Below are 18,112 nucleotides of genomic sequence, written 5' to 3' on the forward strand. Positions count from 1 at the left end.
GCGACCGCGACCACTGCGGCGATCGCGGTGGTCGCCGGCCCCTCCGGCTCCGGGGGCGTGACCCCCGGAGCCGGAGAGCTGCTCGTCGAGACGCTCATGAGTCGGAGCTCTCCTGCGTGCCCTCCTGGGCCTCGTAGATCTCGGTGTAGAACTCGCGGAGCTCGTCACCGCCGGAGCTGCGCCACGTCTCGATCGCGGCGTCGAGGTCGTCGATCGACGCCCGGCCGCGGGCGATGTCCTTCTCCAGGTCAGAGAACGGCTGGCCGATGGACGCGTACTGGTTCGGCTCGGCGATGTTCATCCCGTAGAAGAGCGGCTCCGTGACGTACTTCGCGTTCTCGGCCGACCAGGCGCTGCGCCTCTCGACGTAGTCGGGAAGGTCGGGCTTGGCGTTCACCGCCGGCGGACCGACGAGGAACATGTAGGTCGGCTGCACCTCGCGCTGGGCCTGCGTCGTCGCCGCTGGCACCCCGTTGGCGTCGAGGTCGTAGTGCACGCCTTCGACGCCGTAGTTGATGAGCTGGTACTCCTCGGTGCCGAAGGGAGCCGCGAGGAAGTTCGCCACCTCGAGGAGCTCACGGATCTGGTCCTCGTCGTCGGTCTGCTTCAGGAACGAGCACATGGCCGCACCGCGGGGCTTGTAGATCACCGGGTCGCCCTCGGCGGACACCAGCGGCAGCACCCCGATGTCGAAGGACGGGTTCGCCGGACGGTTGCGCGTGAGCGCCTCGTGCCAGTAGCCGATGCCTGTCGAGGTGAGGACGACCTGGCCGCTCTCGAACCGGGTCCCGGCGTCGGCCTGGTTGTCGGCGACGGCGTCGGGGTGCACGGCGCCCGAGGAGTAGAGCTCGGCCATCCACTCCAGCGCTGCCCGGTACTCCGGCGTCTCGACGCGGTGGACCAGGGCCCCGTCGTCGCCGACCTTCCACCCGGGCTGGGAGGGAAGGAGGTTGAACATGGCGGCCGCGGTGGCCCAGAGGTCGTTCGTCCCCCACTGCCCGTCGCCGGTGTTCGCCACCGCGAAGTCGATGACCTCGTCCGGGTTCGTCGGCAGCTCCTGGTCACCGACCAGGTCGGGACGGTACAGCGCGTAGTCGGTCAGTCCGACCTCGACCGGCATCGGGAGGCCGTAGATCTTCCCGTTCCAGGAGCACGCCTGCCAGGCCTCGGTCGGCAGGTTCGCCAGGTAGGGGAAGTCCTCGACGGCGTCACCGGCGAGGTGGGGCGTGAGGTCGGCGAAGATCGTGCCGACGGCGTCGTTGAAGCGCGGGGGGACGTTCCAGCCGGGGATCGTGGTCCAGTCAGCGACGTCGCGGGGCGAGGCGAGCACGGCCGCCATCTTGTCCCCGTAGGTGTTGCCGTCGGAGATCTGGAACTTGATCGTGGTGCCGATCGCCTCGTTGACCGAGTCGAAGTAGGCGTTTCCGTCCGTCGGCGGGATGGTGCCCCAGAGCGGGGTCATCGCCGTGTAGCTGCCACCGCTGCCCGGCGGGCTGTCGAAGGCCGTGGCCAACGGGTCGGGCATCGAGGTGAACCCCGGAGCCGATCCGTCGACACCCGGGAAGTCCGGCTCGACGAGCTCGACCGGGACGTAGTTGGGCGTGTCCTCGGCCGACAGCCCGTACGACGTCACCTCGTCACCACCCCCACCCGTGCCGGCGCCTCCACCACAGGCGGCCAGCATGGCGACAGCGCTCGCTGCACCGACGGCGGCAACCGTTCGACGTCGACCTCGTCCGGCTGACCGGCCCGTGGAATCGGTGGTTCTCATCGGCGAAACTCCCTGTCGTGTCGCGGAGGGCTCCACTGCCCTCCGAGCTGGTCGCTCCGACTCACCTTTGATCGTCGAAGCGCTTCGCCTCACAGTATGGTGAGTGAACTAAACCACGCAACCCCCTCGGACCGAAGAGTGCGGCGGAGACACGAGATCTGCTGCAATCCCGGGCCGAATACGCCTCGGCGCAGCACCGTTTCAGCAGGTCGGGGAGATGCCTTGCGCATCGAACCGATTCGAGTAACGATTCGATGACGACGCCGAAGCGACCACTGACGAAGGAGTCACATGACAGCCGCCAGCCGCCCCCTCGACGCCACCGAGGTCCTCGCCGCGCTCACGCTCGACGAGAAGATCGCGATGCTCCACCAGCACTCCCCCGCGGTGGAGCGCCTGGGACTCGCGCCGTTCCACACCGGCACCGAGGGACTGCACGGGCTCTCCTGGCTCGGCACGGCGACCGTCTTCCCGCAGCCCGTGGGGCTGGCCGCGTCCTGGGACCCCGAGCTGCTGCGCGCGGTGGGCGACGCCGTCGCGACCGAGGTGCGCGCCAAGCACGCGCAGGACCCTGCGGTCAGCCTCAACGTGTGGGCCCCGGTCGTGAACACGCTGCGCCACCCGCTCTGGGGCCGGACCGAGGAGGGCTACTCCGAGGACCCCGACCTCACGGCGTCCCTGGCGACAGGCTTCTGCCGCGGCCTGCGGGGCGACCACCCGGAGGTGTGGAAGACGGTCCCCACGCTCAAGCACTACCTCGCCTACGGCAACGAGACCGACCGGGCCGTCACCAGCTCGCACCTGCCTCCCCAGTCGCTGCGGGAGTGGGAGCTGCCGGCGTTCGTCGGACCGCTCGCGGCCGGCGTCGTCGGTGCCGTGATGCCGTCGTACAACCTCGTCAACGGCCGACCGAACCACGTCGCGGGCGAGCTCCTGGACGAGCTGCGCTCGTTCTCCCCGACCTCCATCGCGGTCGTCTCCGACGCCCAGGCGCCCTCGAACCTGGTCGACGGCGAGCGCTACTTCGACGACCACGTCGCCTCGCACGCCGCCGCGCTCCTCGCCGGCATCGACTCGTTCACCGACAACTCCGAGGACACGGGCCCGACGATCGAGCGCGTCACCGCCGCGCTGGCGGCAGGGCTGGTCACCGAGGCCGACGTCGACCGGGCGCTCCTGCGCGTGCTCGAGCTGCGCGAGCGCACGGGCGAGCTGTCCGGACAGGACCCCTACGGCGTCGGGCCGGAGGGCATCGACCTGCCCGAGCACCGCGCCCTGGCCCGTGAGAGCGCGGCCCGCGGCGTCGTCGTGCTGGCGAACGACGCCGAGGTCCTGCCGCTGCGCTCCCCCGCCCGGATCGCCGTCGTCGGCCCGTTCGCCGACCGCGTCGTCCACGACTGGTACTCCGGCACCCCGCCGTACACGTCCTCGATCGCCTCGGCCCTGCGCGAGCGCTACCCCGACGCCGAGGTGGTCGTCGCCGACGGCGCCGACCGCGTCGCGCTGCGCTCGCTGACGCACGACCGCTACCTCGAGCTGCAGCCCGACGGCGTGCTGACGGCGACCGCCGTCGCGCCGCACCCCGGGACCCAGCTGGACGTCACGGACTGGGGCGACGGCGTCGCGAGCCTGCGCGCGGTCGGCAACGACCTGCTGCTCACCGGCAGCTCGTGGATCCAGGCCGCCACGTCGAGCAGGATCGGCGGCTGGGTGGCCCAGGAGACCTACCGCCTGCACACCCACCACGACGGCACCGTCTCCGTGCAGCACGTTGGTTCAGGAAAGTGGCTTCGCGTCCAGCACGGCACCCACCTGCTCGTCGCGGACGGCACGGCCACGACGGCGGAGCGCTTCGCCCGCCACGTCGTGGTCGCGGGCACCGCGGCGGTCACGGCGGCGAGCACCGGGTCCGACGTCGTGGTCGTGGCCCTCGGCAACGACCCCCACGTCGCGGGCCGCGAGACCGAGGACCGCCCCGACCTCCTGCTGGCCCCGGGCTCGCGGGAGATCTGGCGCACCGCCGTCGCGACCGGCGCGCCCGCCGTCCTCACCCTCGTCTCGAGCTACCCCTACGCCGTCGCGGAGGAGGCGGCCTCCGCCGCCGCCGTGGTGTGGACGAGCCACGCCGGCCAGGAGCTCGGGCACGGGCTCGTCGACGTCCTCTCGGGCGACCGGGAGCCGTCCGGACGGCTGGCGCAGACCTGGTGGGCCCGCGAGGAGGACGCCGGCGACCTGCTCGACTACGACGTCGTCGGGGCGGGCCAGACCTACCGCTACGCCGACGCGACCCCGCTGTACGGGCTCGGGCACGGGCTGAGCTGGACGAGCGTCGCCTACCGCGGGCTGCGCCTGGCGACGGATCGCGTCGAGGCGCCGGCCGCGACCACGGTGCACGTGGCCGCGGACCGGGCTGAGGCGGGCGACGGCGCGATCGACGCCGTCGTCACGGTCGCCAACACCGGCGCCCGCCCGGTCGACGAGCTCGTCGCGGTCTGGGCGCACGCCCCGGAGCTGCCCGTCCCCGCCCCGCGGCGCCGCCTCGCCGCCTGGACCCGGGTCGACCTCGCTCCGGGTGAGACGCGCGACGTGACGCTCCGCGTCCCCTCGGCGTCCTCGCCGTCTGGGACGTGGCCGCCACGGCCCCCGACGGCGACCCGGCCAGGCCCGCAACACCCGGGGCCTACCGCGTGCAGCCGGGGTCGTACCGGCTGGCGGCCGGCCGATCGGTGACGGACGTCGCCGTGGCGGCGCCGCTCCTGGTCACGGGAGACACCCCGACGACGGTGCGTCCCGAGCGGATCCCGGCCCACGCGTTCCACCGCCACGACGGCGCCGTCACCTCCGACCGCACGCGCGAGCACGGGTCCAGCGTGGAGGTCGCGTCCGCGGGCCGCACCGCCTGGACGAGCTACTCCCGCCTGGACGTCGAGGGGGTCACGGGCGTGACGCTCGTCGCGGCCCGGCGGGCGCTGCCCGCGTGGGGACCGACGTCGGTCCGCCTCGACGTCCGCCCGAGCGGTGGGGGCGACGCCGACTGGCGCGCGTTCACCGCGGAGGTGGAGGTGCCCGACGGCGGACGCTACGACTGGCAGGACCTGGCGCTGCCGGTGCTCGACGCCCCCGGCCTCGACCGGCGCGACGTCGACCTGCGGCTGCAGCTCACGGGCGCCGCGCGGGTCGCGGAGATCCGCCTGACCCGCTGAACGACCGATCCGACGACGAGAACGCACCACGTCGCGCCTGTGGACCCACGGGCGCGACGTGGACCGTTCTCGCGGGCCTGAGGCGCTCGCGGCCGCGGCGTCCGCCCAGGGCCCTCAGGGCTGCGCCGGCGCGTCCGCGAGCAGCCGCTGGGCCGAGTCGACGTCGGTCACCAGCACGTTGATCCAGCCGCCCAGCAGGGCACCGCGGATCGCGGCGTGCTTGCGCACGCCGCCGGCGACACCGACGCGGCGCGGCACCTCGCGCAGCTGGTCGGCGGCGATGCCGATGATGCGGTCGTTGAGCTCGGTCCGGACCGGGCTGCCGTCGGCGTCGAAGAAGCGCAGGCAGATGTCGCCGACGGCGCCGGCGTCCGCGAGCGCCGCGCGCTCGGGCTCACCGAGCACGTTGCCGCTCATCCGCAGCAGCTCGGACGGCTCGACCGAGCCGATGCCGACGAGCGCGACCGTGAGGCGGGGCCACAGGCTCATCACGTTGGTGACGGTCGGGTCGGCCATGAGGGAGTCGCGCGCGCTGGCGGTGCCCAGCACGCCGGGCGTCGGCATGAAGACCGGTTCGGCGCCGGTGCTCGAGGCGAACTGACCGATGAGGCGGGCCGCGAGCATCTGCACGCGCGGGTCGCCGAGGCCGCCGACCACCTGGACCACCGAGTCGACGACGGAGGAGCGGAAGGGGCGCATGGCGTTGACGGCAGCGAGCAGCGAGGCGGACCACGAGGAGATGCCGACGGTGTCGCCGCCGATCAGCGTCGCGGCCAGGTACTCGGCCGTCGCGGCCCCGAGGGCGGGCGTGACGTCGTCGTCGGACCCCCCGGCGTCGACCACCACCGCCTGCTCGAGACCGTAGGCCTGCTCCAGCGCCTCCTCCAGATCCGTGTGGACCCCGGCGGGCAGCGAGACGATCGTGTGGACGATGCCGACCTCGGCCGCGCGCTTGAGCAGGCGCGAGACGCGGGGCTGGGAGACGTGCAGCTCGGCGGCGATGTCCGCCTGGCGCCGACCGTGCTCGTGGTACATCCGGGCGACGCGCGCCATGAGGCGCAGCTGGTCCTCGGAGTGGGTGAAGACGGGTCTGGTGTCGGACCCGGAGGGGGAGCTCATCCGTGCACCTCCTCCGACGACGACCGAGCCCGGTCGGTCTCGTGATGAATATCGTATCGATACTGCATCAGCGATCCTGCCGGGCTCGGTCGGTGTCTCGGGAGCGGGACGCGGGCCGTCAGGCCAGGAGCCCGGACGCCGTCGTCGCGATGCCCTGCGCGCTCATGCCGTGGTGGTCGAGCAGCCACTCGGCGCTGCCGGTGATGGCGAACTCGTCGCGGAACCCCAGGCGCGCCAGGCGGGCGGGGTGGTTCTCGGCGAGCACCTCGGCGACGGCGCCGCCGAGCCCGGTGACCATGGCCTCCTCGATCGTCACGATGCCGCGGGTCTCCCGCGCGGCGGCGAGAACGGCGTCGTCGTCGAGCGGCTTGATCGTCGGCATCGACAGCACGCGGGCGCTCACGCCCGCCGCCGCGAGCACGTCGGCGGCGTCCAGCGCCCGCACCACGGTGGTCCCCGTGGCGATCAGGGTGACGTCGTCGCCGTCGCGCAGGGTGACGGCCTTCCCCGGCACGAACTCGTACCCCTCGGGGTAGACCGACGGGACGCCCATGCGCGAGACGCGCACGTAGACGGGGCCCTCGTGACGAGCCGCCCACCGCACGACCTGCTCGGTCTCGGCGGGGTCCGCGGGGGCGACGACGACGAGCCCCGGCAGGGTCCGCATCCAGGCGAAGTCCTCGATGGAGTGGTGCGTCGGCCCGAGGTCGCCGTAGGCGACACCGGGCGACTGCGCGATCAGCTTGACGTTGTACTGCGAGTAGACGACGTCGGCCTTGATCTGCTCCATCGCGCGGGCCGTGAGGAAGCAGCCGGCCGCGGACACGAACGGGATCTTCCCGCCGTTGGCCAGGCCCGCGGCGATCCCGACCATGTCCTGCTCGGCGATGCCCACGTTCACGGTCCGCTCCGGCAGTGCCTTCTGGAAACCGCCGAGCTTGGAGGATCCGATCGAGTCGTTCACGACGGCGACGACGCGCGGATCCGCCTGCGCCACCTCCGTGATGGTGGCGGCCCAGGTGTCGCGGCAGTCGAAGAGCGTGCGCTCGGTGGTGGCGGTCATGAGGTCTCCTCCTCCGCCTCGATCGAGGCCAGGATCGCGTCGAGCTCCGTCAGCGCCTGCGCGACCTGCTCGGCGCTCGGCACCTTGTGGTGCCAGGCGACGTTGTCGCGCATGTAGCTGACGGGGTGGCCCTTGTCGGTGTGGGCGAGCACGAAGGTCGGCTTCCCCGACGCCGCCGGGACGCCGGCGTAGGCGTCCAGGAGGGCGCCGACGTCGTTCCCGTCGACCTCCACGACCTCCCAGCCGAACGCCCGCAGCTTGTCGCCGAGAGGTTCGAGGTCGACGGTGTCCTCCACGCGCGCCCCCTGCTGCAGGCGGTTGCGGTCGACGAGCGCGACGAGGCGGTCGAGCTTCTGGTGGCCGGCGGTCATGAAGGCCTCCCAGTTGGAGCCCTCCTGCAGCTCGCCGTCACCCAGCAGCACGAACGTGCGGCGCTCGGAGCCGTCCAGGCGGGCGGCGAGCGCCATCCCGACGGCGATGGGCAGACCGTGGCCGAGCGGACCGGTGTTGGCCTCGACGGCGTGGATCTTGTTGCGCGCCGGGTGGCCGTTGAGCATGGACTCGGGCTGCAGGAACGTCCGCAGCGCCTCGGGGGCGATGTAGCCGCCGATCGCGAGCGTCGTGTAGAGCGCGTTGGCGGCGTGGCCCTTGGACAGGACGAGCCGGTCGCGCTCGGGGTCGGCGGCCTCGACCTGCTCGGGGCTGATGTTCATCACCTGCAGGTAGAGCGTGACGAGCGCGTCCGTGATGGAGAACTCGCCACCGATGTGACCGGCGCCGGCGGCGCCGACGGTCTGGATGGCCCGGCGTCGCACCTCGGTCGCGGCGCGGCGCAGGTGCGCCAGCGTCTCGGCGCGGCTCGCGCCGTCGGGCACCCGGCCGAGGACCTCGATCTCGCGGTCGGGGGCGGCCAGCAGCGTCGTCTCGACGGCGTGGGCCAGACCGGCGTGCCGGTCCAGCGGGGTGAGGGTGCTCATGAGCCCTTCCTCATGCTCGACAGGAGCACGTCCTGCACGAGGCGCTGGGCGGCCATCGCGTCGTTGGTCGCCTGAGCGGCGCGCAGGGACTCGATGTCCAGCTCCTCGAGGGCACGGTGCACGGCCTTGAGGAAGCGGATGGAGGTCTTCGCGGCGTCGACCGTGTCCTCGCGGAACGGGAACTGGTCGAGCTGCCAGACGCCCTCCCAGTTGTTGATCTTGAGCGTGTAGAAGAACTCGAAGACCTCGACGGGGTGGACGGTGCCGACGACGAGGTCGTCGTCCCAGCCGCGGAAGTTGTCGTTGACGTCCATGGCCCACAGGAGGCCGTGGTCGATGAGCAGCTGCGCGGACGCCGAGGGCGACTCGCCGCCGAACAGCGCGTGGCCGAAGTCGAGCAGCACACCGACGTTGTCCACGCCCATGGCCTTGATGCCGAGCGCGGTCTTGGCCGCGGAGTCCCAGAACATTCGGCCGCGCGGCTCACGGGGCTTGTACTCGATGACCATCCTGATGTCGGGGTTGGCCAGCGCGAGCTCGCGCATGCCGCCGACGGCCAGGTCCCACTGCATCTTGTGGTCGACCTGGAAGGGGTAGTCCCAGCCGTCCTGGCCGGGCCACACCTTGAGGTAGGAGGCGCCGAGGTCGCGCACGACCTGCGCAGCCTCGTTGAGCACCGCCAGGGCCTCGGCGCGGACGTCGGCGTCCGGGTTGGTGAAGGCGCCGTAGCGGAACCGGCGCATGTAGATCTCGGGCGTGACGCCGATCGCCTCGAGGCCGTTGTTCTCCAGCGCCGCCTTGACGTCGGCGACGGACACGCCCTCGGTGAAGGGGTACGGGACGTCGACGACGGAGAGGTCACCCACGCTGCCGGCGAGGTCGATCTGCTCCAGCGTGGACAGCGCCGGGGCGTAGCCGTCGGTCGCGTAGCGGTCGACGTAGCTGGCGAAGTGCCACAGGCCAGCACCGAAACGAGGTGAAGACATATCTATTCCAATCCGATTGGTGATGCTCAATGCTAGCAGGTGGCCCCTGCCGGTGGCCCCTCCGCGCAGGAGGGGCCACCGACCGTCAGCCTGGCGGGAGGATCAGTCCTCGAGCGCGAACGTGGTGTAGCGGTCCGCGTTGGTCGCGTCGATGAGCACGCAGTCGATCGACTGCTTCTCCGGCTGGCCCGTCTCCCCCGTGCGGATGAAGGAGTCGGCCTGCTCGACGGCGAGCTCGGCGATCTGCACGGCCGGCTGGAGGCCGGTCGCGAGCATCTTGCCGTCCTTGATGGCCTGGACGGCGTCGGGGCTGCCGTCGAACCCGGCGACGATGACCTTGCCGGTCAGACCTGCGGCATCGACGGCGGCGACGGCACCGAGCGCCATCGTGTCGTTGCCGGCGATGATGCCCTTGACGTTCGGGTTGGCCTGGAGCAGCGTCTGCACCTTCGTGAAGGCCTCCTGCTGGTCCCAGTTGGCCGTCTCCTGGGCCACCATCGTCATCGGCGCGTACTGGTCGATGACCGCGTGGTAGGCGTCGGAACGCACGGCGGCGTTGGTGTCGGTCTCGCGGCCGAGCAGCTCGATGTACTCGCCCTCACCCTCCATGGCGGCGGCGAAGGACTCGCCCACGAGGCCGGCGCCCTGGGAGTTGTTGGCGACGATCTGCGCAGCGGCGACGCCGGTCTCGTTGATCTCGCGGTCGATGAGGAACACCGGGATGCCGGCGTCCTTGGCCTTCTGGACGGCACCGACGGTCACGTCGGCCCCGGCGTTGTCGAGGACGATCGCCACGGCACCGTTGGAGATGGCCGAGTCGATGAGCTCGCTCTGCTTGTTGGGGTCGTCGTCGTGGCTGTCGGACTGGGCCTCGTAGCCGAGCGCCTCCGCCGCGGCGACGGCCGCGTCGGCCTCCGCCTTGAAGAAGACGTTCGAGTGGGACGGCGTGATGACGGCGATGAGGCCGCCGGCCTCACCGGTCTCGGCCGGCGCCGACTCCGTGGACTCCGACTCCTCGGCGGTGGCCGAGGACGACGTCTCCTCGGCGGACGTGGACGGGCTCTCCTCGGCGGTGCCGCCGGAGCAGGCACTGAGAAGCAGTGCCGAGACGGCCGCAGCGATCACTGCGCCCTTGCGGATGGTGCGTCGCATCTCCTGATACCTCCTGGTGATCTTTCGTGGGCCTACGCGGTTGCGACAGGCTGACGTTCGGCAAGCTCGCGCTTGACGCTCTGTGCGGCCTGGGCTGCTGCCCTGGCCTTCTTCAACCGCTCCTGGGACTGGTCGAGGATCACCGCGAGAACGATCACGAGACCCTTGATGACGGTCTGCCAGAAGCTGGACACCCCGACGAGCACGAGCCCGTCGGAGAGGAAGCCGATGACGAAGGCGCCGATGAGGGCGCCCTTGACGGTGCCGCGGCCGCCGGCGAGGGACGCCCCGCCGATCACGACGGCGGCGATCGCGTTGAGCTCGAAGGACTGCCCCGTCTGGGGCGCGGCCGACGTGAGCTCGGAGGCGATGATGAGGCCGGCCATACCGGCGCAGACGCCCGAGATGATGTAGACGCGCATCTTCACGGACTTCACCAGCACGCCCGAGAGCTGGGCGGCGCGCTCGTTGCCACCGGTGGCGTACAGGTGGCGGCCGAACTTGGTGCGGGTGGCCAGGATCCAGATGACGATCGCGAAGACGACCATGATCCAGATCGCCGTCGGGATGCCGAGCGGACGCCCGATCCCGAGGAACGAGAAGCCCGTGTTGCCGAGCTCGGGGTCGCCCTGCAGGCGGGGGAACGTCGAACCGTTGGAGATCAGCAGCGCGGCGCCGCGGGCGATGTACATCGTGCCGAGCGTGGCGATGAACGGCGCCACGTTGAATCTCGTGATCAACCACCCGTTCAGGGCTCCGACCAGGCCGCCCACCGCGAGCGAGACCACGACGACGACCCACACGGCCGGGTAGGCGGTGGTGTCGAAGATCGACAGCTCCCAGCCCTGGAGCATCACTCCCGCGACGATTCCCGACAGGCCCACGATCGAGCCGACCGAGAGGTCGATGCCGCCCGTGATGATGACCAGCAGCATGCCCAGCGCGAGGATGGCGTTGTAGGCGACGTGCTTCGTCATCGTGATGAGGTTCGTCGGGGTGAGGAAGGCGTCGGTCATCAGCGCGAAGATGATGACGAGCACGATCAGCGCGACGAACGCGCGCTGGTCGAGCAGGAACTCACCGATGCCCCTGTTGCCGAGAAGGCGGCTCCGGGCCTGCTGCGTGGCGCTCAGCGGCGCCTGGTTCTGGGTCGCGGTCATCTCATGCTCCGTCGTTGGTGCTGTCGGCGATGGCGGGGGTGGACGGCGTCGCCGAGGTGTCGGCGACCGCCATCAGCTGTTCACGGTCGGTGGTGCGCGGGTCGAGCTCGGCGACGATCTCGCCCCGGGCCATCACGAGGATCCGGTCGCACGCGTAGAGCACCTCGCCGACCTCGGAGGTCGCGAAGAGCACGGCGCGGCCGGTGCGGGCCTGGGCGGCGACGAGGGCGAAGATGTCCGCCTTCGCGCCGACGTCGATGCCGCGGGTGGGCTCGTCGAGCACGAGAACGCGGGGGGAGGTCAGCAGGGCCTTGCCGATGACGACCTTCTGCTGGTTGCCGCCCGACAGCGAGCCGATCGGGGCGTCGAAGCTCGCGGTCTTCACGCGCACCTTGGTCCCGGTCTCCGTCACGGCCGCCGTCTCCGCCTTCCGCGAGACGAACCCGCGGCGGATGAACTGACCCACGGCGGAGACCGCCATGTTTGCGCCGACGCTGAGGGTCTGGACGAGTCCGTCCCGCTGGCGGTCCTCGGGCACGAGGATGAGCCCCTCGTCGATCCGACGGGCGACGTCGAGGTGGGCGAGGTCCACGCCGTCGAGCTCCACGGAGCCCGAGAGAATCCGGTTCCGGCCCGCGAGCGCCTCGAGCAGCTCGGTGCGTCCCGCCCCCATCAACCCGTAGATGCCGATGACCTCACCGGCGTGCAGGTCGAAGCTCACGCCGCGCACGGCCAGGCGGCCGGGGCTGTCGGGGTCGGCCACGACGACGTCGCGCACCGCCAGCAGCACCTCCCCGGGGTCGTGCGCCATCGGGGCGTACAGGTCGCCCTCCTCGCGTCCGACCATCTGCGTGACGATCCAGCCGAGGTCGACGTCGGCCATCGGGGCCTCGGCCACGATCCGGCCGTCGCGCAGGACGACGGCGTTGTCGGCGAGCTCGAGGCACTCGTCCAGGTGGTGGGAGATGTAGACGATCGAGACGCCGCGGCTCGTGAGGTCGCGGATCACGCGGAACAGGACCTCGACCTCGGCGTGCGAGAGCGCGGAGGTCGGCTCGTCCATGATCAGGATGCGGGCGTCCTCGGCCAGCGCCCGGGCGATCTCCACGAGCTGCTGCTGACCCAGGCGAAGGTCGCCGGCGAGCATAGTCGGGTCGAGCGGCTCCTCGAGCCGCGCGAGGAACTCGGCGGACGCGCGGCGCTGGGCCGCGAAGTCGACGAAGCCGCCGCGCACCTCCTCGCGAGCCAGGAAGATGTTGTCGGCGATCGACAGGTTCGGGCAGAGGTTGAGCTCCTGGTGGATGATCGCGACACCGTGCGCCACCGCCTCGGTGGGCGAGCGGAAGTCGACGGGGACTCCGTCGAGCGTGATGACACCCGTGGAGGGCTGCTCGACGCCGGCGAGGATCTTCATGAGCGTCGACTTGCCGGCGCCGTTCTCGCCGATCAGCGCGGTCACCTCGCCCACGCGGAGCTCGAACTCGACCCCGCGGAGCGCGTGCGTGCCGCCGTAGGCCTTCGTGACGGCCTCGGCCCGCATGATCACCTCGCCGCGCCGGGCAGCGAGGTCCGCGGCGGGGGCCGCGTCCGTCGTCATCAGCCGACCTCGATGCTGACGGGCACGATCGTGACGTGCGTGACCTCGCCACCGGTCTTGGAGACCCAGGTGGTGCCGCCGACGACGGTGATCTGCTCCCCGATCATCGAGGTCAGGTCGAGGTCGGTGTAGACCTCCGCGGCGGCGAGCTTGTTCAGCTCGATCGCCACGTTCTGGTACTCCGTCTGGTTCACGAAGTCGCCGAACGTCAGCTCGGCGCCCGCGTCGCGCAGGGCGGTGGAGGAGCCGAGCGGCGGGATCGCGACGCCGACCGTGATGCCCTCGGGCATCCCGTCGACCTCGAGCCCGACCTCGCCGAAGGAGCCCTCGACGATCGTGCCGGTCGCCGACACGGGGTAGCTGTACGGCTTGCCCTCGCCCTCACGGCGGCCGAGCTCCTCGCCCGTCGCGTCCGGGTCCGTCAGGATCTGGGGCACGAGCTCCTCGACGGCGACGGCGCGGTCGGTGAGGGAGGGCACGATGACGTCGGTGTAGTTGAGCTCGGCGAACTCGACGGCGGTGTCGGCGGCGACGACCGCCTCACCCGCGCCGACGAAGGTGGTGCTGGCGGCCATGCCGCCCAGCAGCAGCGCCCCGAGCACGGGGCCCACCACCACGCCGCGGCGCCAGAGCGGCCGGGCCTGAGATGTCGCGGTCAATGCGTCCTCCTTCGTTCCTGCTGCTTCTGCACGTGGTCGAGGTGCGTGGGGGTCGGGGTGGTGCGCGTCCTGCGGGTCACGGGTGCGCCCCGGGGGCGTGACCGCGGGAGCGGGCGACGGCGTCGCGCCACGTCGCGCGGCGGGCCGCGCGGTCGGCGTCGGACAGGCGGGGCTCGACGACGCGGTGGGCGGCGCCGTCGCGAGCGCCCTCGCCCTCGCCGTCGCCGTCGCGGGCGGGCCAGGTGTGGCCCAGGGCGCGGGAGGCGAGCATCGCGGCGCCGAGCGCGGACGCCTCGGGCTCCCCCGAGACGCGCACGGCACGGCCGAGCAGGTCGGCCTGCGTCTGCATGAGGAGCGCGGAGGCGGTCGCCCCGCCGTCGGCGTGCAGCACCGCGAGGTGCGCCGCGCCGTCGGACTCCATCGCGGCGACGACGTCGGCGACCTGGTGCGCGACGGCCTCGAACGCGGCCCGCGCGAGGTCGGCCCGGGTGGAGCCGCCGGTGATGCCGGCGATCAGTCCGGTCGCGCCACGGTCGAAGTAGGGCGCCCCGAGTCCGGAGAACGCGGGGACGAACGCGAGGCCGGGCTCGGCCTGCGCCGCGAGCTCGCCGAGCGCGACGACGTCGCCGTCCGTGAGCAGGTCGGCCATCCAGGTGAGCGCGGCGCCCGAGGCGACGATGTTGCCCTCGCGGGCGAAGGCGGGAGCGTCGGTGAGCCACGCGAGCGTGGCGGCGATGCCCGACGGCGCGGGGTCGGCGCTCGCGGCGCCCACCATCACCGAGGAGCCGGTGCCGAAGGTCGCCTTGCCCTCCCCCGCGCGGCCGCCCGAGTGGTGGAACAGCGCGGCGTGCGAGTCGGCCAGCACGGCGTGCACGGGCACCCCGGCCGGGATGCGACCGCCGGGGAGCGTGCGGGCGAGGAGCGCGTCGGAGCGACGGACGGGGGCGAGGGCGTCCAGCGGCACGCCGAACAGCGCGCACAGGTCCTCGTCCCAGGTCTGGGTCGCCAGGTCCAGCAGCAAGGTGCGGGAGGCGTTGCCGGCCTCGGCGGCGAGCTCGCCGGTGAGGCGATGCACGAGGAACGTGTCGATCGTTCCGACGGTGCGGGTGGAGGAGGCGCCGCCGGTTGCGGTGGTCGCGCCGGTCGTGCCGGTCGCGTCGAGCAGCCAACGCATCTTCGGCGCCGAGAACATCGGGTCGAGGTCGAGGCCCGTGCGGGTGCGGACCTCCCCGGCGAGGCCGGGGTCCGCGGCGAGGAGCGCGTCGCACGCCGCGGCCGTGCGGGCGTCCTGCCAGCCGAGGACCGGACCGAGCGCGGTGCCGTCGGCGTCCCAGACGGCGACGGACTCGCGCTGGTTGGAGATCGAGATCGCGGCGAGCGTCGGGTCACCGGCGGCGGTGAGGACCTCGTCGATGGCGGCCTCGGTCGCGTTCCAGAGGTCGTCGGCGTCCTGCTCGACCCAGCCGGGGCGGGGAAGGCGATGCCCACGCGGCGTGAGGCGGAGGCGAGCACGCGGCCGGTGGCCGCCTCGACGAGCAGGGCCTTCGTGTTCGTGGTGCCCTGGTCCAGGGCGAGCACGAGGTCGCCGACGGCAGCGCCGGACCCGGGGGTCCCCAGCGTGCTCGCGGTTGCGTGAGCCTCGTGCATCATCGATCGTCCCTGACCTTCTGCATATTCATTCTACGTTGAATGCGTTGCGCCCAAGGTAGGCACGGTGTTGGATGTTGTCAACCGATCGAGGGAGATCGCATGACAAGCGACGTCGTCGTCGTGGGATCCGTGAACGTGGACCTGCTGCTCACGGTGGACCGCCACCCCACCCCGGGCGAGACCCTGCTCGGGGGTTCCGGGGCCCAGAGCGCAGGCGGGAAGGGCGCCAACCAGGCGCTCGCGGCCGCGCGCCGCGGCGCGTCGACAGGCCTCGTGGGCGCCGTCGGGGACGACGCCGGGGCCGCCGTCGCGCTCGCCCGGCTCACCGCGGCCGGGGTCGATCTGGGTGGGGTCGCGACCGTTCCCGGGCCGACCGGGCTCGCCGTCGTCACCCTCGCGCGCGACGGCGAGAACACGATCGTCGTGGTGCCGGGCGCGAACGCCGCCGTCTCCCCCGCCGTCGTCGAGGCGGCCGCCGGCACGATCACGGCCGCGCGCGTGTGCGTGCTGCAGGCCGAGATCCCCCTGGCGTCGGCGACGGCGGCGGCCCGGATCGCTGCGGCCGCCGGCGTCCGCGTCGTGCTCAACGTCGCCCCGGCCGCCGCGCTCCCCCTGGCCACGCTGCGGCTCGCCGACCCGCTCGTGGTCAACGAGCACGAGGCGGCGCTCGTGCTCGGGTGGGCGCGCGAGGCGGAGGGGCTGTCGGCGGGCGAGCCGCCGTCGTCGCCGTCGTCGTCGTCGCCGTCGCCGACCGAAGGCGGGGAGGTCACCCCGGAGGCCGGGCTCGATCTGGCCCGAGGGCTCCGCGAACTCGGCATCCCGGGGGTCGTGGTCACGCTCGGCGGGGCCGGCGCCGTCGGGATCTCCTCCGACGGCGAGTGGACGGTGCCTGGGCTGCGGGTCGCCGTCGTGGACACCACCGGGGCCGGCGACGCGTTCGTCGGTGCCCTCGCCGCGAGCCTCGCCCGAGGCGCCGGCCTGCACGAGGCTGCCCGGGACGCCACCCGGGTCGCCGCCCACGCCGTTCAGCGCCTCGGCGCCCAGGACTCCTACCCCGAGAAGGACGAGCCCCTCCCATGAAGCGCACCGGAATCATCAACGCCCCGCTGTCCGGCGCCCTCGCGCGCCTCGGCCACACCGACCTCGTCGTCCTCGCCGACGCCGGGCTACCCGTCCCGCCGCACGTACCGGTGGTCGACCTGGCGATCGTCTACGGCCTGCCCCGGTTCACCGACGTCCTCGCCGCGCTGCTGGGCGACCTCGTGGCCGAGCACGCGTGGATCTCGCGCGAGTCCGACGACTGGCCGGGCGGCGAGTGGGTCGACAGCCGCCTCGGGTTCGCCGCCGAGAGGATCGACCACGGCGACCTCAAGGCGATGGTCGCCGACTGCCGGCTCGCCATCCGCACCGGGGAGGACACGGCGTACTCGAACGTGGTGCTGCGCTGCGGCGTCCCGTTCGCTGTGTGAGCCCGGCCCCCGCGAGAACGCTCCAGCTCGCGGCTGACGGCCGTGGGCCGCGAGCTGGAGCGTTCTCGCGGCCGGGTCCGATCGGTTTCGAGGTGACAGCCGGGCGGGCGTTCGCGACGATGGGGCGATGAGACGTCGCGGGCCCGCACCTCTCGCCCGCGTCGGCGAGGTCCTCGAGGTGGTGCGCGACGCCCGCCTCGCCTCGGCGGACGACGGCTCGGGAGCCGAGTGGCCCGCTCCCCCGCCCGTCGATCGTTGGGCCGCCGACGTGCTCGGTCGTGGCCACGAGGCCCGGACGCTGCCGCTCGCGGACGACTTCGAGGGCGAGGTCGTCACGACCCTCGTGCGCTACCGCCCTGAGCTCGATCCCGGCCGCTCGCTCCCGCGCGGGCTCGGATCGGCGGGGGCGCAGCGGTTCGCCGTCGTCTACCTCCACGGCTGGAGCGACTACTTCTTCAACCACGAGCTCGGCCCGTTCTGGTCGGACAACGGCGCCGCGTTCTACGCCCTGGACCTGCGCAAGTACGGCCGCAGCCTGCGCGCGCACCACACCCCGGGCTACGTGGACGACCTCGCGACGTACGACGAGGACCTCGAGGCGGCGCTCGCCGTCGTCGAGCAGGAGCACCCCGGACTCCCGGTGGTCCTGATGGGTCACTCCACCGGTGGCCTGACGGTGAGCCTGTGGGCGGACCGCCACCCGGATCGGCTCGCGGGACTCGTGCTGGTGGCGCCGTGGCTGGAGACGCAGGGCTCGTCGGTGGTGCGCACCCTCTCCGCCCCGATCGTCACGGAGATCGCCAAGAACTTCCCCCTCCGCCTCACCCCGCAGATCGACCTCGGCTTCTACAACCGCACGATCTCGAACCTGCACGACGGCGAGTGGGAGCTCGTCGCGCCCTGGCGCCCGTCGCACAGCTTCCCCGCCCGCTACGGCTGGCTCGCCGCGGTGCTCCGCGGGCACACGAAGGTGGCGCAGGGGCTCGACGTCGACGTTCCGGTTCTCGTGGTGCGCTCCGCGAAGTCGCTCATCTCGCCCGTCTGGGACCCCGCGATGGCCGAGAGCGACATCGTGATCGAGGTCGACGTCATCGCCGAGCGCGCGCTGCGGATCGCCCGCACCGTGACGGTCGCGACGGTCCCCGGCGCGATCCACGACGTGCTGCTCTCGCGCCGCGAGGTGCGCGACGACGCCTACGACCGCATCGCGCGGTGGGTGCGGGGGTACGTGGACTGACCCGCGGTCGCGGTCGCCACCCCCGCGCTGCCGCGCCCTTGTGGTCGCGAAACTGCGCGCGGAGCGACC

At 72.5% G+C, this 18,112-nt stretch carries 15 protein-coding genes; 5 read left to right on the top strand and 10 right to left on the bottom strand.

The genetic code is table 11. From position 1 onward, the window contains the following. Positions 1 to 94: 94 nt before the first annotated feature. A complete protein-coding gene (locus tag C8046_RS08190) occupies positions 95 to 1,684 on the bottom strand; it encodes an extracellular solute-binding protein (RefSeq protein WP_235866236.1) in 1,590 nt (529 codons plus the stop codon). 378 nt (positions 1,685 to 2,062) lie between these two features. On the opposite strand from C8046_RS08190, the gene C8046_RS08195 reads away from it, so the two are divergent. Both C8046_RS08195 and C8046_RS19285 read left to right on the top strand, forming a co-directional pair. Then, positions 2,063 to 4,501, top strand: a complete 2,439-nt coding sequence (locus C8046_RS08195; RefSeq protein ID WP_235866238.1) for a glycoside hydrolase family 3 C-terminal domain-containing protein — start codon at positions 2,063 to 2,065, stop codon at positions 4,499 to 4,501. Next, on the top strand, positions 4,498 to 4,974 hold the full coding sequence (locus C8046_RS19285; protein ID WP_235866240.1) for a hypothetical protein: 477 nt from the start codon (positions 4,498 to 4,500) through the stop codon (positions 4,972 to 4,974). Before C8046_RS08195 ends, C8046_RS19285 begins: the two co-directional genes overlap by 4 nt. A 114-nt stretch (positions 4,975 to 5,088) precedes the next feature. Here the strand turns inward: C8046_RS19285 and C8046_RS08200 are convergent, their stop codons facing one another. The 9 genes from C8046_RS08200 to C8046_RS08240 form a co-directional block, all read right to left on the bottom strand. Continuing rightward, a complete protein-coding gene (locus C8046_RS08200) occupies positions 5,089 to 6,093 on the bottom strand; it encodes a sugar-binding transcriptional regulator (protein WP_109229016.1) in 1,005 nt (334 codons plus the stop codon). Positions 6,094 to 6,211: 118 nt separating this feature from the next. Continuing rightward, complete coding sequence (locus C8046_RS08205) at positions 6,212 to 7,156, bottom strand: transketolase family protein (RefSeq protein WP_109229017.1); 945 nt, start codon at positions 7,154 to 7,156, stop codon at positions 6,212 to 6,214. After that, positions 7,153 to 8,133 (bottom strand): transketolase, encoded by a 981-nt coding sequence (locus tag C8046_RS08210; RefSeq protein WP_109229018.1) that lies wholly within the window; start codon positions 8,131 to 8,133, stop codon positions 7,153 to 7,155. Before C8046_RS08210 ends, C8046_RS08205 begins: the two co-directional genes overlap by 4 nt. Then, complete coding sequence (locus tag C8046_RS08215) at positions 8,130 to 9,119, bottom strand: TIM barrel protein (protein WP_109229019.1); 990 nt, start codon at positions 9,117 to 9,119, stop codon at positions 8,130 to 8,132. The genes C8046_RS08210 and C8046_RS08215 overlap by 4 nt, the downstream gene beginning before the upstream one ends. A gap of 102 nt (positions 9,120 to 9,221) precedes the next feature. Beyond that, entirely contained in the window at positions 9,222 to 10,271 is a 1,050-nt protein-coding gene (locus C8046_RS08220; protein ID WP_109229020.1) for a D-ribose ABC transporter substrate-binding protein, read from the bottom strand. A gap of 32 nt (positions 10,272 to 10,303) precedes the next feature. Next, entirely contained in the window at positions 10,304 to 11,431 is a 1,128-nt protein-coding gene (locus C8046_RS08225) for an ABC transporter permease (protein ID WP_109229021.1), read from the bottom strand. Position 11,432: 1 nt separating this feature from the next. After that, positions 11,433 to 13,028: a sugar ABC transporter ATP-binding protein gene (locus C8046_RS08230; protein ID WP_109229022.1), complete on the bottom strand. Its 1,596-nt coding sequence runs from the start codon at positions 13,026 to 13,028 to the stop codon at positions 11,433 to 11,435. Next, positions 13,028 to 13,687, bottom strand: a complete 660-nt coding sequence (locus tag C8046_RS08235) for a DUF2291 family protein (RefSeq protein WP_146197103.1) — start codon at positions 13,685 to 13,687, stop codon at positions 13,028 to 13,030. The genes C8046_RS08230 and C8046_RS08235 overlap by 1 nt, the downstream gene beginning before the upstream one ends. A gap of 76 nt (positions 13,688 to 13,763) precedes the next feature. After that, positions 13,764 to 15,362: an FGGY family carbohydrate kinase gene (locus tag C8046_RS08240; RefSeq protein WP_328587629.1), complete on the bottom strand. Its 1,599-nt coding sequence runs from the start codon at positions 15,360 to 15,362 to the stop codon at positions 13,764 to 13,766. Positions 15,363 to 15,436: 74 nt separating this feature from the next. Between C8046_RS08240 and C8046_RS08245 the strand changes: the two genes are divergently transcribed. The 3 genes from C8046_RS08245 (at position 15,437) to C8046_RS08255 (ending at position 18,043) form a co-directional block, all read left to right on the top strand. After that, positions 15,437 to 16,417 (top strand): ribokinase, encoded by a 981-nt coding sequence (locus C8046_RS08245; protein WP_109229025.1) that lies wholly within the window; start codon positions 15,437 to 15,439, stop codon positions 16,415 to 16,417. Beyond that, on the top strand, positions 16,414 to 16,806 hold the full coding sequence (gene rbsD, locus C8046_RS08250; RefSeq protein WP_109229026.1) for a D-ribose pyranase: 393 nt from the start codon (positions 16,414 to 16,416) through the stop codon (positions 16,804 to 16,806). Before C8046_RS08245 ends, rbsD begins: the two co-directional genes overlap by 4 nt. A 127-nt stretch (positions 16,807 to 16,933) precedes the next feature. Next, positions 16,934 to 18,043, top strand: a complete 1,110-nt coding sequence (locus C8046_RS08255; RefSeq protein ID WP_109229027.1) for an alpha/beta hydrolase — start codon at positions 16,934 to 16,936, stop codon at positions 18,041 to 18,043. Positions 18,044 to 18,112: the final 69 nt, after the last annotated feature.

Origin of the sequence: Serinibacter arcticus (assembly GCF_003121705.1) — a bacterium.
GTDB lineage: Bacteria > Actinomycetota > Actinomycetes > Actinomycetales > Beutenbergiaceae > Litorihabitans.

Bases quoted from the DNA above. Each gene is read 5' to 3' on its own strand.
- C8046_RS08190 (WP_235866236.1), bottom strand. From the start codon at position 1,684: ATGCTGGCCGCCTGTGGTGGAGGCGCCGGCACGGGTGGGGGTGGTGAC.
- C8046_RS08195 (WP_235866238.1), top strand. From the start codon at position 2,063: ATGACAGCCGCCAGCCGCCCCCTCGACGCCACCGAGGTCCTCGCCGCG.
- C8046_RS08200 (WP_109229016.1), bottom strand. From the start codon at position 6,093: ATGAGCTCCCCCTCCGGGTCCGACACCAGACCCGTCTTCACCCACTCC.
- C8046_RS08205 (WP_109229017.1), bottom strand. From the start codon at position 7,156: ATGACCGCCACCACCGAGCGCACGCTCTTCGACTGCCGCGACACCTGG.
- C8046_RS08210 (WP_109229018.1), bottom strand. From the start codon at position 8,133: ATGAGCACCCTCACCCCGCTGGACCGGCACGCCGGTCTGGCCCACGCC.
- C8046_RS08215 (WP_109229019.1), bottom strand. From the start codon at position 9,119: ATGTCTTCACCTCGTTTCGGTGCTGGCCTGTGGCACTTCGCCAGCTAC.
- C8046_RS08220 (WP_109229020.1), bottom strand. From the start codon at position 10,271: ATGCGACGCACCATCCGCAAGGGCGCAGTGATCGCTGCGGCCGTCTCG.
- C8046_RS08225 (WP_109229021.1), bottom strand. From the start codon at position 11,431: ATGACCGCGACCCAGAACCAGGCGCCGCTGAGCGCCACGCAGCAGGCC.
- C8046_RS08230 (WP_109229022.1), bottom strand. From the start codon at position 13,028: ATGACGACGGACGCGGCCCCCGCCGCGGACCTCGCTGCCCGGCGCGGC.
- C8046_RS08245 (WP_109229025.1), top strand. From the start codon at position 15,437: ATGACAAGCGACGTCGTCGTCGTGGGATCCGTGAACGTGGACCTGCTG.
- rbsD (WP_109229026.1), top strand. From the start codon at position 16,414: ATGAAGCGCACCGGAATCATCAACGCCCCGCTGTCCGGCGCCCTCGCG.
- C8046_RS08255 (WP_109229027.1), top strand. From the start codon at position 16,934: ATGAGACGTCGCGGGCCCGCACCTCTCGCCCGCGTCGGCGAGGTCCTC.